This window comes from Labedaea rhizosphaerae (assembly GCF_004362825.1).
In the GTDB taxonomy this organism is placed as follows: domain Bacteria; phylum Actinomycetota; class Actinomycetes; order Mycobacteriales; family Pseudonocardiaceae; genus Labedaea; species Labedaea rhizosphaerae.
The window spans coordinates 657,873-672,033 of record NZ_SNXZ01000001.1; the positions used below are offsets into that span (position 1 = coordinate 657,873).

The 14,161-nt window shown below is 71.0% G+C and carries 11 protein-coding genes; 7 read left to right on the forward strand and 4 right to left on the reverse strand.

What is annotated here, in order from left to right; all coding sequences use genetic code 11:
* Positions 1–5: 5 nt before the first annotated feature.
* Positions 6–944, forward strand: a complete 939-nt coding sequence (locus tag EV186_RS02855; RefSeq protein WP_133847506.1) for a threonine ammonia-lyase — start codon at positions 6–8, stop codon at positions 942–944.
* A 181-nt stretch (positions 945–1,125) separates the two neighbouring features.
* Positions 1,126–1,803 (forward strand): Crp/Fnr family transcriptional regulator, encoded by a 678-nt coding sequence (locus EV186_RS02860; RefSeq protein ID WP_243753791.1) that lies wholly within the window; start codon positions 1,126–1,128, stop codon positions 1,801–1,803.
* Here the strand turns inward: EV186_RS02860 and EV186_RS02865 are convergent.
* From EV186_RS02865 to EV186_RS02875, 3 genes are all read right to left on the reverse strand, one after another.
* The gene (locus EV186_RS02865) at positions 1,775–1,996 is read right to left on the reverse strand and encodes a hypothetical protein (RefSeq protein ID WP_133847508.1); all 222 of its coding nucleotides are present in this window, start codon (positions 1,994–1,996) and stop codon (positions 1,775–1,777) included. The two genes, EV186_RS02860 and EV186_RS02865, sit on opposite strands and share 29 nt — an antisense overlap.
* Positions 1,997–2,080: 84 nt before the next feature.
* A complete protein-coding gene (locus tag EV186_RS02870; RefSeq protein ID WP_133847509.1) occupies positions 2,081–3,649 on the reverse strand; it encodes an MFS transporter in 1,569 nt (522 codons plus the stop codon).
* Positions 3,646–4,401: a GntR family transcriptional regulator gene (locus tag EV186_RS02875; protein WP_133847510.1), complete on the reverse strand. Its 756-nt coding sequence runs from the start codon at positions 4,399–4,401 to the stop codon at positions 3,646–3,648. The genes EV186_RS02870 and EV186_RS02875 overlap by 4 nt, the downstream gene beginning before the upstream one ends.
* Positions 4,402–4,566: 165 nt before the next feature.
* Here EV186_RS02875 and EV186_RS02880 point away from each other — a divergent pair, with 165 nt between their 5' ends.
* The 5 genes from EV186_RS02880 to EV186_RS02900 all read left to right on the forward strand — a co-directional run bounded on the left by EV186_RS02880 (position 4,567) and on the right by EV186_RS02900 (position 10,903).
* Positions 4,567–5,619, forward strand: coding sequence for an SIS domain-containing protein (locus tag EV186_RS02880; protein ID WP_133847511.1), 1,053 nt, complete (start codon positions 4,567–4,569; stop codon positions 5,617–5,619).
* A gap of 59 nt (positions 5,620–5,678) precedes the next feature.
* The gene (locus tag EV186_RS02885) at positions 5,679–6,107 is read left to right on the forward strand and encodes a winged helix-turn-helix transcriptional regulator (RefSeq protein WP_133847512.1); all 429 of its coding nucleotides are present in this window, start codon (positions 5,679–5,681) and stop codon (positions 6,105–6,107) included.
* The gene (locus EV186_RS02890) at positions 6,104–7,054 is read left to right on the forward strand and encodes an N-acetylglucosamine kinase (protein ID WP_133847513.1); all 951 of its coding nucleotides are present in this window, start codon (positions 6,104–6,106) and stop codon (positions 7,052–7,054) included. The genes EV186_RS02885 and EV186_RS02890 overlap by 4 nt, the downstream gene beginning before the upstream one ends.
* A gap of 1,185 nt (positions 7,055–8,239) precedes the next feature.
* Complete coding sequence (locus tag EV186_RS02895) at positions 8,240–9,994, forward strand: Xaa-Pro dipeptidyl-peptidase (RefSeq protein ID WP_208115459.1); 1,755 nt, start codon at positions 8,240–8,242, stop codon at positions 9,992–9,994.
* A gap of 105 nt (positions 9,995–10,099) precedes the next feature.
* Entirely contained in the window at positions 10,100–10,903 is an 804-nt protein-coding gene (locus tag EV186_RS02900) for an SGNH/GDSL hydrolase family protein (protein ID WP_133847515.1), read from the forward strand.
* 158 nt (positions 10,904–11,061) lie between these two features.
* Here the strand turns inward: EV186_RS02900 and EV186_RS02905 are convergent, their stop codons facing one another.
* Positions 11,062–13,878 carry an AfsR/SARP family transcriptional regulator gene (locus tag EV186_RS02905; protein WP_133847516.1) on the reverse strand — a complete coding sequence of 939 codons (2,817 nt, stop codon included), beginning with the start codon at positions 13,876–13,878 and terminating at the stop codon, positions 11,062–11,064.
* Between the last annotated feature and the right edge of the window lie 283 nt (positions 13,879–14,161).

A 14,161-nucleotide genomic window follows, 5' to 3' on the forward strand; every position in this document is an offset into this window, starting at 1 on the left:
ACCTCATGGACCTTGTGACGATCGAGGACGTGCGGGCGGCAGCGGAGCGGATCAAGGGCGTCGCGGTGCGCACCCCCTTGCTGAGGTGCCTGTGGGGCGACCCGGAACGTCCACTGTGGATCAAGCCGGAGAACCTGCAGCCGACCGGTGCGTTCAAGATCAGGGGCGCGCACAACGCGGTGGCCCGCCTCGCCGGCCAGCCCGTGATCGCCCACTCGAGCGGCAACCACGCCCAGGCCCTCGCCTACGCGGCCCGCGCGGCCGGTGTCCCCGCCACGATCGTCATGCCCGACTCGGCGCCCGCGGTGAAGATCGAGCGAACGCGTGCACTGGGCGCCGAGGTGATCTTGGTACCGATCGCCGAACGCGAGGAACGCGCGGCCGAGCTGGTGAAGGAGCGCGGTGGCGCGTTCATCCCGCCGTTCGACCACCCGGACGTCATCGCCGGGCAGGGCACGGTCGGGCTGGAGATCGCCGCCGACCTGCCCGATGTCGAGGTGGTGCTGGTGCCCGTCAGCGGCGGCGGCCTGATCTCCGGCGTGGCCACGGCGATCAAGGCGCTGGTCCCGTCGGCGCAGGTCATCGGCGTCGAACCGGAACTGGCGGCGGACGTGGCGGCAGGCTTGCACCAGGGCGCGCAGGTCCACCTGCCCCTGGCCGACCGGGCCCGCACCATCGCCGACGGCCTGCGCATGGAGCCCTCGGAGCTGACCTACGCGCACATCGCCGCGTACGTGGACGACGTGGTGACGGTGACCGAGGACGAGATCCGCTCCGCCATCCGCACGATCGCGCACGAGGCCCGCCTGGTCACCGAGCCCAGCGGCGCGGTGACGATCGCGGCGTACCTCAACCGTGCGGAAAACCTGCCCCGCGGCCGCACCGTGGCGGTGGTATCCGGCGGCTCCGTGGACCCCGAGGCATTCCGCCAGTACCTTTCGTGACCCTTAGGTGACATTTTGCGGACACAGTTCCGCGAATGCTGCGTTCGCGCCGGCGTGATGGGTGATCATCGAAAGGATTCCCCCGGCCGCGGAGGCCCGCATGCCCGCCCGACCTGAGCCCAACGGATCTGAGCCCACCGGATCTGGCCCCAACGGATCTGACCCCAACGGATCTGACATCGTGCCCGGCACGCTGCTCAGCCACCTGCACCCGGACGCGCGTGCGTCGTTGCTGGCGGCGGGCGTGCGCCGGCGTTTCGACAGCGGCGAAACCCTGCTGCACCAAGGGGATCCGACCGACCACGTGCTGGTGCTCAGGTCCGGCTGGGTCCGGGTGTCGGCGACGACGACGGACGGCCAGGCGGTCCTGCTCGCGTTGCGCGGACCGGGTGACGTGCTGGGCGAGCTCGCCGCGTTGCACGGCTGGCCGCGCACCGCGACCGTGCGGGCACTGGAACCCGTTGTGGTGGCGCAGTTCCGCGCGCCGGTGTTCCTCGAGGTGCTGCACCGCCAGCCCGCGGTCGCCGTGGCGTTGCTGAAGCAGCTGTCCACGCGGCTGCGCGACGCCGAACGGGCCCGGGTCGACTCCGCGACGCTCGACGTCGCGCACCGGGTCGCCGCGCATGTGCTGCGCCTGGCCGAACAGCACGGCGAGGCTGAGGGACGCGTGATCGTCGTGCGGATGCCGTTGACCCAGCAGGACATCGCCGACCAGATCGGCGCGTCCCGGCGCGCGGTCGCCCGGGCGCTCGGCACGCTGCGCGAACGGCGGGTGGTGACCACCGGCCGCCGGCTGATCACCGTGCACCAGCCCGACGTGCTGCGCGCGTTCACCGCTTCTGCGCCAAATGGCACATAGCGCGAGCGCCACGGTACGTCGTCGCATCAGCGGTTTCCGAAGAAGCTGTTTTCAGACCAGAAAACGCCGAAAGGAAACCGACATCGTGCTGCGCCTGGTGTTCTGGCTGTTCATCTTCGGAATGGCCATCGGAATCCTGCTCGGCGTGCGGGTCTGAATTCACGATTCGCATCGCGGCAAAGGAGATGGCCATGCAGAGCCACATCATCGTTCTCGTGACGACGCTGCTCGCAGCCCTGCTGGGCAGCTGATCGGGAGACCCCAGGCCGGGAACGCGTCAGGCGGCGCGTTCCCGGTCCGGCCGGATGTGGGTCGGCGGCGCCTCGACGCCACAGGTGAAGCAGTCCCCCGGCTTGGGGTGCGAGGACCCAGCCGGCGTGGACTCGGCCAGCGTGGAATCCGCCGGAGCAGCGACGTCCGCGGGAGCGGATTTCGCCGCCGCGAGCACGTCGTTGCGCACGCCGAGCGCGATCACCCCGCCGACGGCCGTGAGCCCGGCGCACACCCAGCACGCCATCCGCCAGCCCGCGGTCAACGCCACCGGGTCCGCGTAGGCCGAGCCGCTCAGTCCGGCGACCGCGGGCAACACCGCGACCGCGAGCAGGCTGCCCGCCCGGGCGACCGCGTTGTTCACCCCGGACGCGACGCCCGCGTACCGGTCCGGCGCGGCCGCGAGCACGGTCGCGGTCACCGGCGCGACCACGATCGCGAGGCCGAGCCCGAACACCACGATCGCGGGCAGCACCGCACCCACGTAGGTCGCGCCGGGCGCGACCCGCAGCATCAGCACCATGCCGCACGCGACGACCAGCGGCCCGACCACCAGGAACCACTTGGGCCCGTACCGCTGGGCGAGCTTCCCGGACCGCGCCGAGAGCAGCAGCATGATCACCGTGATCGGCAGGCTCGCCACGCCCGCGGCCGTCGGCCCGAACTTCAACGACACCTGCAACTGCAGGACGAAGAGCATCATCACGCCGCCGAGCGCGGCGTACACCACCAGCGTGAGCGCGTTGGAGAGCACGAAGGTCCGGTCGCGGAAGAGCAACGGCGGCACCAGCGGGTCGTGTGAATGGCGTTGCAGCGCAACGAAAAGCCACAACGCGAGCACACCGAGCACGGCGCAGCCGACCACCAGCGGGTCGAAGCCGCGCACCGGCCCCTCGACCAGGGCCGCCGTCACCCCGGCGAGCCCGAGCGCACCGAGCGCGGAGCCGAACACGTCGGGATGGCCGGGTTGCAGTTGCCGGTCGCACGACTCCGGCACGAACTTGCGGGCGAGGACCACGACGATGATCGCGATCGGCACGTTCACCAGGAAGGCCAGGCGCCACGACCACGCCTGCACGAGCAGGCCACCCAGCAGCGGCCCGATCGCCGACGCGACGCCACCGAGCCCCGACCACGCGCCGATCGCCCGCGCGCGTTCCTCCCGCGCGAACGACGACTGCAGGATCGCCAGCGAGCCAGGGGTGAGCAGCGCGCCGCCGACGCCCTGCAGCACGCGCGCGATGATCAGCGTCAACGCGTTCGGCGCGGCCCCGCACAGCACCGACGCGGCGCCGAACCACAGCACGCCGAGCACGAACATCTTGCGCCGGCCGTAGCGGTCGCCGAGCGAACCGGCCACGAGGATCAGGGCCGCGAGCGAGAGCATGTAGCCGTTGATGATCCACTGCAGACCGGCCATCGGCACGTGCAGTTCGGCGCCGATCTTCGGCAGCGCCACGTTGACGATCGTGCCGTCGATCATGGCCATGCCGGAACCGAGGATCGTCGTGGCGAGCACGCCGCGCGCGACCGGCGTCCCCCACCGGACCGGCGCGTCGTCGACCGGGGCGGTCACGGCCGGTTCAGGGTGGCGACGAACTTGTAGCGATCACCGCGGTAGACCGAGCGGACCCACTCGACCGGCTTGTCCTCGCGGTCGAAGGAGTGCCGCGAGAGCAGCAGCATCGGCATGCCGACGTCCGCGCGCAGCAGGTCGGCCTCCTCCGGCCCGGCCAGCGCGGTCTCGATGGTCTCCTCGGCGTGGCCCATCTCGACGCCGAAGCGTTCGCGCAGCACCTCGTACAGCGAACCGCCACCGCTGACGTGCTTGCGCAGCCCGCGGAAGCGCCCGAGCGGCAGGTGCGTGGTCTCGATGGCCATCGGCTCGCCGTCGGCCAGGCGCAACCGGTGCAACCGCAGGATCTTCGCTCCGGCCCGCACCCCGAGCAGGCGGGCGAGCTCCACTTCGGCCGGTACCTCGGAGACCTCGAGCAGCTTGGTCGACGGCTCGCGCCCCTGCGCCCGCATGTCCTCGGTGTAGGAGGAGAGCTGCAACCGCTGCGCCACCTTGGGTTCGGCGGCGAAGGTGCCCTTGCCCTGCACGCGCAGCAGCCGGCCCTCGACGGTGAGTTCGGCCAGCGCCTGGCGCACGGTGGTGCGCGAGACGTCGAACTCGGCGGCGAGCGAGCGTTCGGTCGGGATCGGCGACCCGGGCGGCAGCGAGCTGAGCAACTCGAGCAGGTGTCGCTTGAGCCCCCAGTACTTCGGCTCGCGTTGCAGCCGAGCCCCGACGGTCTCGGCCGCCCCCGCGGGCGATGTGTCCAGCATCAGATCCTCCTCGAACGTCTCCCCGACACAGGATGCCCTGTACACGGTCGGTTCCGCGATCAGGTCACCGTCGCGGACCCGGGTGGTGACCATCCGCGACCGGGGTGATCAACGCCCGCACCGGTTACTATTGGTCTAGACCTGAATCAACCGAAAGGCTGGGCGATGACCGAGCACCTCCCAGGCGCCGCTGGCCAGTCCATGAGCGCCGAGATCGCCGCGCAACCCGAGGTGCTGGCCGCATCCGCGCTGCGCCATTCGGAGATCGCCGAGGTGGCGCGGGTCGTTTCAGCTCGCAGGCCGCGGTTCGCCCTGCTCGCCGCGCGCGGCTCCAGCGACCACGCGGCGACCTACGCCAAGTACCTGATCGAGGTCCTGCTGCAGCTGCCCGCCGGCCTCGTGTCCCCTTCGGCCACGACGTTGTACGGCGCGCGACCCGACCTGAGCGACGTCCTGGTGATCTCGGTCAGCCAGAGCGGCGGTTCACCCGATCTGGTGGAGGTCACCGAAGTGGCCCGCGGCCAGGGCGCACTGACGGTGGCGGTGACGAACACACCCGACTCGCCGCTCAACGCCGTCGCCGAACTCGCCGTAGACATCGGCGCCGGGCCCGAGGTGGCGGTCGCCGCGACCAAGACGTACACCGCCACCCTGCTGTCGCTGTACCTGCTGATCGACGCGGTCCGCGGCGGCAAGGCCGAGGCCGTGCGGGACATCGGCGCGCTGGCCGCGTCCGCGTTGGACGACACCGAGGAGCAGGTCGCCGAGTCCGTGCGGCGGTTGCGGTTCGTGGAGCGCGTGCTCACCACCGGCCGGGGCTACTCGTCGGCATCGGCGTCGGAGGCGGCGTTGAAGCTCGCCGAGACCAGCTACCTCGCGGCCCGCGCGTACAGCGGCGCCGACCTGCTGCACGGTCCCGTCGCCGCGGTGGACGAGGAGACCGCGGTGCTCGCCGTGACCAGCAAGGGCAACGGCGGCGCCGCCATGGTCGACGTGGTCAAGGCCGTGCGCGAGCGTGGCGCCGACGTGCTGGCGGTCGGTTCGGCGGCCGGCGAGATGGACGCGAGCTCGCGCCTGATGCTGCCCGACAGCTCCGAAGAGGTCGCGCCGATCCTGGAAATCCTTCCCCTGCAACGCCTCGCGCTCGGTCTCGCGCTCGCCCGCGGCGGCGACCCGGACAACCCGCGCGGCCTGCGCAAGGTCACGAAGACCCGATGACCACCGGGAACGCGCGAAGCGCGACCACCCGCAGCCACTAGTCGCTTACGCTGCCCGCCATGCGTCGCACGTCGTTCGCCGACTGGCCGTGCCCGGTCGCCCGGACCATGGACCTGCTCGGCGACCAGTGGACCATGTTGGTGCTGCGGGAGTGCTTCCGCGGCCTGACCCGGTTCGACGAGTTCGCCGCGTCGCTTGGCATCGCGCGCACCACGCTGACCGAGCGGCTGGACCGGCTGACCGGCGCCGGCCTGCTGTCCCGCCAGCGGTACCAGTCGCGGCCGCCGCGGTACGAATATGTGTTGACCGAATCCGGCCGCGACTTCCTGCCCGCGCTGGCCGCGTTGATGCGGTGGGGCGAGCAGTGGCTGATGGACGGCGACCCGGGCACGACCGTGCGGCACGCCGACTGCGGACGCACGGCGCACGGCGTCGTCATCTGCTCTTCCTGCGGTGAACCTCTGACGAACGGCACGGTGCGGGTATGAAGTACGTGATCGGGGTGGACGCGGGCGGCACGTCGACGCGGGCCGCGACCGTCGACATGTCCGGCGAGGTGCTGGGTCGCGGCACGGCCGGCGGCGCCAACCCGAACTCGCACCCACCCAAGGACGCGGCCGCCCGGATCGCCGACGCCATCGAAACCGCGATCGGAACCCTGGATCCGGGCCAAGCGGCGGCGTGCGTGGTGGGCATGGCGGGTGCGGGCAAGCTCGCGGACCCACGGGTGGCGGCGATCTTCGACGCGGCGTGGGCGGGGCTGCGGCTGGGCTGCCCGGTGCGCGTGGTGACCGATCCCGAGGTGGCGTTCGCGTCGGCGACGACCGACCCGGACGGCACCGTGGTGATCGCCGGAACCGGATCGGCGGTCGCCCGCATCGCTGATCGCCGGCTGGTGGGCCTGGTCGGCGGGTTCGGCTGGCTGCTCGGGGACGAGGGTTCGGCGTTCTGGCTCGGGCGTGAGGCGGTCCGCGGCACCCTGGTCGAACTGCAGGGATCGGCGCCGCTCTCCGCGTTGGCCACCGCCGTCCTGGCCGAGGCCGTCGGCGCGACTGTGGACGAGACGTGGGAGCAGCGGCGCCCGGCGTTCTCGAAGCTGGTGGCCGCGTGCAACGCCGTCGCCCCCATCGAACTGGCCCGCTTCGCGCCGCTGGTCAGCGCCAACGTCGGCGACCTCCTGGCCGACACGATCATCGCGGCGGCGGTCGAGCACCTCTTCGCCTCGGTCCTGCGTGCCAACACCTCCGGCCCGGTAGTCCTGATCGGCAGCGTCGCGGGCCCGTCCAGCCCGGTCGGCGCGGCGCTGCGCACCCGACTCGAATCGTCCGGCCGCCCCGTCCACTACGCCGCCGACGGCGCCCTCGGCGCCGCGTGGCTGGCGGCCGTAGACCTGCACGGCCCCACCGCGCCCCACCCCACCCGCACCCTCACGTGATCCAGCGGCCTTAATCCCACCCCAACGCGAACACGACCACCGCCCCGCAGGCTTCTCCACCGAAAGTCACCCTGACCTGCACCATCAGGATTCAGCGGGCTTAATCCCCCACGCGAACCCGAGCATCGCCCAGCAGGCTCGTTCACCCGAGAGCGCCCCGACCTGCAGCTTCGAGATTCAGCGGGCTTAATCCCAGCCCGGCATGAACGTGAGCGTTGTTCAGCAGGCTTGTTCACCGGAGGGCGGCCTGACCAGTGGGATCGGGATCGAGCGGGCTTAATCCCAGCCCAGCGCGAACATGAGCATCGCCCAGCGGGCTCGTTCGCCCGAGGACGGCTGACCTGCAGGTTCGGGATCCGGCGGGCTTAATCCCAGGCGGACGCGAACGCGAGAGGTGTTCAGCGGGCTTATTCACCGGAAGGGGCTGACCTGCGGTTTGGGATTCAGCGGGCTTAATCCCGGCCGAGCGCGAACGTGAGCGTCGTTCAGCGGGCTTGTTCACCCGAGGACGGCCCGACCTGCAGGTTCGGGATCCAGCGGGCTTAATCCCAGCCCAGCGCGAACATGAGCATCGCCCAGCGGGCTCGTTCACCCGAGGGTGCTCTGACCTGCCGGTTCGAGATTCAGCGGGCTTAATCACGCCGGACGCAAACGCGAGAGGTGTTCAGCGGGCTTGTTCACCCGAGGACGGCCCGACCTGCAGCATCGCCCAGCGGGCTCGTTCACCCGCGGGCAGCCTGACCAGCGGGATCCAGCGGGCTTAATCCCAGCCGGACGCGAACACGAGAAGTGTTCAGCGGGCTTGTTCACCGAGGGCGGCCTGACCAGCGGGTTCGGGATCCAGCGGGCTTAATCCCGGCCGGGCGCGAACGCGAGAGGTGTTCAGCGGGCTTATTCACCGGAGGGCAGCCTGACCAGCGGGTTCGGGATCCAGCGGGCTTGATCCCAGCGGGACGCGAACATGAGGGGCGTTCAGCGGGCTTGTTCACTCGAGGGCGGGCTGAGCTGCGGGTTTGGGAATTAGCGGGCTTAATCCCGGGCGGGCGGGGGACGTTCGTGGGAGGGGTGAGCGGGAGGTGGGAGTGGGGATTGGGGGCGCTGGAGGCGGAGGGCGGAGGTGGGTGGGAGGTAGCGTCAGGGGTCATGCGGCGGCGGGGTTGGTTGTGGGTTGTCGACCTTGGGTTGGTGCTGCTGCTGGGAGCCACGCTGGTGAGCGGATTCGCGCAGGTCGGCGACGCGGGCAAAGCCCAGCCGAAGGCCAGTGAGCCGGTCTACGACTACAAGCACGCCGTCCGCGAGACGGTCTGGGTCGACATCGGCCTCGATGAGGACCGCGACGGCAAGAACGACCGGGTCGCGGCCGACATCATCCGCCCCGAGGAGGCCGCCGAAAGAGGCGTCAAGGTTCCCGTGATCATGGACGCCAGCCCCTACTACCGCTGCTGCGGGCGCGGCAACGAGTCCCAGAAGAAGCAGTACTCCGACGGCAAGCCCACCGACTTCCCGCTCTTCTACGACAACTACTTCGTCCCGCGCGGCTACGCGGTCGTCCAGGTCGACCTCGCGGGCACCAACCGGTCCACGGGCTGCACCGATGTCGGTGGCCCCTCGGACATCGCCTCCGCCAAGGCCGTCATCGACTGGCTGAACGGCCGCGCCACCGCCTACACGAACGTCGCGGGAAACACCCGAGCCCAAGCGAGCTGGGCCACCGGCAAGGTCGGCATGATCGGCAAGTCCTGGGACGGCACCATCGCCAACGGCGTCGCGGCCACCGGCGTCGACGGCCTCGAGACCATCGTCCCGATCTCGGCCATCAGCTCCTGGTACGACTACTACCGCGCGTCTGGCGCCCCCTTCCTCGATGGCCCAGCCACGCTGACCAACATCGACGAGGCCGCCCGGCGGACCCGGTGCAAGCAGGTCGACGACGCCATCGGCCGAGGCGCCCGCCCCGATGGCAACTACAACGCCATGTGGGCTCAACGCGACTACGTGGCCGGCGCGGCGAAGGCCAAGGCCAGCGTCTTCATCGCCCACGGCCTGAACGACCTCAACGTCCGCACGATCCACTTCGGCCAGTGGTGGGCCGCTCTGCCACCGACCGTCGAAAAGAAGATCTGGCTCGCTCAGACCGGCCACGTCGACCCGTTCGACTACCGCCGCGCGGTCTGGGTCGAGACCCTGCACGCGTGGTTCGACCACTACCTGCTCGGTGTCGACAACGGCATCGACCGCGCCCCGCAGGCCGACATCGAACGCGCCCCCGGCCAGTGGACTACCGAGCCGGTCTGGCCCGCACGCACCACCCCGACCACGGTCGCCCTGAACAACAAGGTCCTCCAACCGCAGGGCGATGCCTTCACCGACGACCCCGGCCACGACGAGACCGACTGGACGAAAGGCCCGGCGAAGGACCACGTCACCTTCACGACCGGACCGCTCGCCGCGGACGTCCGCATCTCGGGCACGCCGTCGATCACCGTCACCGCCAGGTCGTCACGACCCCGAGCACGCCTGACCGCGATCCTGGTCGACCTCGGCAAGACCAGGACCCGCGACTTCACGGCCAAGGGCGAGGGGGTCAAGGACCTCGCCACCAGGTCCTGCTTCGGCGCGAGCACGCCCGACGACAGCGCGTGCTACCTGGACACGACCGCCGACCCGCTGACCACGACCACGTACGTCTTCAGTCGGGGCTGGGCCGACCTCGGCCACTACGCCACCCGCACCGAACGCCACGACCTGCGCCCCGGCACCGACTACTCGATCAAGTTCACCCTGGCGACCACCGATCACGTCGTGCCTGCCGGACACCGCCTCGAGCTCATCGTCGCCGGGACCGACCACGGTCTGCTCGAGCCGGTCGACGGCACCCCCGAGGTGACCGTCGAGCTAGGCCGTTCGTCCTTGTTCGTGCCCCTGACCGGCGCACTGTGAGGCATCGACAAAAATCACGCGAACCAACGGTGGCGTAGGTACAAAGATAAGGGGCATTCTCGGTATTGGTTGGTGCAGCCAACTACCGGTAGAGGGAGGGACACCGTGATCGAAAGCTGGATAGCGATCGGGGACAGCTTCACCGAGGGCGTGGGGGACGAAGGGCCGGACGGCGTGTGCATCGGCTGGGCCGATCGCCTCGCGACACAGCTCGCCGCCGTGAACCCGTCGTTCTCCTACGCGAACCTCGCGCTGCGCGGAAAGATGATGAAGGAGATCCTCGACGACCAGGTGCCGATCGCGGTCGCGGAACGACCGGATCTGATCACGCTCTGCGCGGGCGGCAACGACATCATCGTGCCGGGCGTCGACATCGACGAGATCGCCGCGATGTTCGACGCCGCGGTGGCCGCCTTGCGCGCGACCGGCGCCCAGGTGCTGGTGTTCACCGCGCCGGACGTGAAGTTCCAGCCGGTGGTGCGCATGGTGCGCACGAAGGCGGCCATCTACAACGCGCACATCCACGCGAGCGCCGATCGCCACGGCGCCAAGGTCGTGGACCTCTGGTCGATGTCGACGCTGCGCGACCGGCGCGCCTGGTCGGATGACCGGCTGCACTTCGCCCCCGACGGGCACCGGCGCATCGCCCTGCGCACGGCCGAGGTGCTCGGCCTGCCGGTGACCGAGGACTGGCGTGAGCCCCTCCCCGAGCAACCGCCGTTGCGTTGGCTGGACATGCGCCGCATGGACGTGAGCTGGGCCCGGGCCCACCTGATCCCGTGGATCGGCCGCCAGCTGCGTGGCCAGTCGCTGGGCGACGGCCTGGCCCCGAAGCGCCCCCGGCTCACCCCGTACCGGATACCGAAGGAACCTCAGCTGCAGAGCCTGAAGGACGTCACCACCTGCTGAAACGGGACCGGCCGGCGCTCTCCCCTGGTCGCCGGCCGGTCCGCAGGCGACACGTCCCCACCTTGTCCCATTCGTGCCGCCCGAGTGGCGCGGGACACCGCCAGCCCCGCGCCGCCCGACAGGGTGTCAGGTTCTTTCCGGTCAGCACTAAATGTCGGCTAAACATCTGGTTGCAGACGGTCGAGGTCGGCTTGGACCTCGGCCGCGGCCCGCTGGGAGACGTCGGCGTAGCGGCGTGCGGCGGCCACCAGCTGACTGCGTGCAGCCGCCTTGTCACCCTTGGCCAGCAAGACTTTGCCGAGCACGTGCCGGGCGAATCCTTCCTGGAGGGTCAGCGCCGAGGTGACGGCCTGGTCGACGGCCGCGCGGGCGTAGCGCTCGCTGTCGTCGAGCTCGCCGCGTTCCAGGTGCAGCTCGCCCAGGTTGGCCACGGCGAACACCGAGAACCCGAGCTCGCCGATCTCCCGGTACAGCTCGACCGCCCGCTCGGTCGCGGCCACGGCGTCGTCGAGGCGGGCGAGGTCGCGGTAGACCTGCGCGAGATTGTTCAGCAGCGCCGCCTCGACGGGCTTGAACTCGGCGCGCCGCGCCAGTTCCAGGGCCTTCTCCAGCCGGGCGACGGCGGGTTCGTGCTGGCCCTGGTGGTACAGCGCGGTGCCGACGTCACGGAACGCGATCGCCATCAGGGCCGGGTCTCGCAACCGGGTGGCGATGGCGACCGAGCGTTCGGCGTCCGGCAGCATCTCGTCGAGCCGGCCCAGCCGGTAGCGCGCCGAGCACCGGCACGACAGCATCCAGACCTCGCCGACGCCGTCGTTCGCCGCTCGCGCCGCCGCGAGTCCTTTGTCGAGCAACGCCAGCCAGTCGTCGCGGATCGACCGCACAGCACGGAAATCGTGCACGAGCCGGGCGAGGTGCCACACCTGGACGTGGTGCTCGGCCGCGGCCGCAGCGTCCAAAGTGGACATCAGGTTGGCCCACTGCGAACCGAACCAGTCCAGTGCGGACTCGGAGTCGGTGACCGGCGCCAAGGACTCCTTCGGGTAGTCCGAGGCGTAGTCGAGGCCGTCCGCGGGCGGGCGCAGGAACCGCCGGGCCTGGTCGGCCGCCGCGAGGTAGTAGGTCTCCAGCCGGCGCAACGCCTCGGATCGCTGGTGCTCGTACAGGTCCGCGCGCGCGAGGGTGGCCGCGTGCATCCGGACCAGGTCGTGCAGGTGGTACTCGCCGTCGGTTCCGTCCGGCACCAGCAGGGACCAGTCGGCCATCGTCCGCAGCCGCTCGGCCGCCTCCTCGACCGGCACCCCGCACAACGCGGCCGCCGCGTAGGCGTCGAGCATGGGGCCGGGGAACAGCCCCAACAGCCGGAACGTGGCGGCGAGCCGGCCCGGCAACGCCCGATAGGTCGCATCGAGCGCGGCCCGCACGCTGACCTGGTTGTCTTCGGCCGCAAGCACATCCAGCTGGCCCTGGCCGGAGAGCTCGTCGGCCAGCCGCGCCGCCGTCCACTGTGGATCGGCGGCGAGCCGGGCGCCCGCGATCCGCAACGCCAAGGGCAACCCACCGCACAACTGGGCCAGCCGGATGCGATCGGCGCGTTCGTCGTCACTGCCCGGGCCCGCGGTCGACGCGAGCACCTCGAGCGCGTCCTCGCGCGGCAGCGTGCCGAGGGTCAGCATCCGCGCGCCGCTGCCGACGACCAGCGCGTCCAGCCGGATCCTGCTGGTCACCAGCACCAGCGCCGACGCGCTGCCGGGCAACAGCGGGCGCACCTGCTCGGAGTCGCGCGCGTCGTCGAGCACGACCAGCATCCGGCGGTCGGCCAGCAGCGACCGGTAGAGCGCCGCGCGTTCGTCCAGCTCGACGGGCACCTCGCCGACCGGGACACCGAGCGCCAGCAGGAACCGCAGCAACAGCTGGGCCGGGTCGGCCTTGGCCCGGTGCACGTCGAACCCGCGCAACGACGCGTAGAGCTGGCCGTCCGGGAACCGCCGCGCCACCCGGTGCGCCCACCGCACCGCGAGCGCGGTCTTGCCCACCCCCGCCGGGCCGATCAGCCCGGCGATCGGGGTCGCCGCCATGTCCACAGTGGAGAGGTGCTCGTCCAGCCATGCCAGTTCGGCGGCCCGCCCGGCGAAACCCGCCGTGGTGTTGGGCAACTGCGCGGGCACCAGCACCCCGACCATCGGCGGGCGGGGCGTCGGCTGTTCGATGTCGAGCAGGGACGTGTCGTCGTGCAGCACGCGTTCGTGCAGCATCCGCAGCTGCGGACCGGGATCCATGCCCCGCTCGGTCCCGGCCCGGCGCGCGAACCGCTGGTAGGTCTCCAACGCCGCCGCGCGCCGGCCCGACCGGTACAACGCCAGGATCAGCTGGCGCACCAGGTGTTCGCGGAACGGGTGCTCGTCGACCAGCGCCGCGAGCTCGCCGACGAGTTCGTCGTGCGCACCCAATTCCAGGTCGGCGTCCACCCGGGCCTCGAGCACGGCCAGGCGCAGCTCCGCGAGCTCCGGCGCGGGCACCCGGTCCTTGATGTCGGCGAGCGCGGGACCACGCCAGATCCGCTGCGCCTCGCGCAGCAGTTCGGCCCGCCGCCGTGCGGGCTCACCACGCGAGCGAGCCAGCAGCCGCTGCGCCCACGTCACGTCGATCCGGCTCTCGTCGACCACCAGCAGGTACCCGGGCGGGCGGGTCTCGATCGCGACCGAGCCCGACGGGTCGGTCTCGGCCAGCAGCTTGCGCAGCCGCGAGATGTAGCCCTGCACGATGGTGCGCGCCGTCGCGGGCGGTTCGTGGGCCCACAGGACGTCCACCATCCGGTCCAACGGGACGACCTGGTTGGCGTTCAGCAGCAGCAACGCGAGGACGGCACGCGTGCCCGGCCCACCCAGCGGGAGGGGATCCTCACCGACCAGCGCGGCGATCGGTCCGAGCAGGCGAAATCGCACGCCGCCGGCCGCCGCCGCTCTACCACCCATACCCCGAACCCCCCTGCCACCGCCGTCCGGCACTCCCCCATGCGACGGCGTGGAACCAAACTAGGGGCGATCACACGCGATGGCTCGCAAACGGGATGTCCATCAACCGTTCGGAGTAGCGGGAACAGCACGCAACCCCGCACCACCCGGTCCCGATCCGGCCGGTGCGGGGTCACGCTTCGTGCGGATGGCGACCACCAGCTGAGCGGACCTCGCCCCGAGTAAAAGGAGATCCGGCTCGCTGACGCTCGCCAACGCGCTCACCTTACCGTGTGCGAACGAG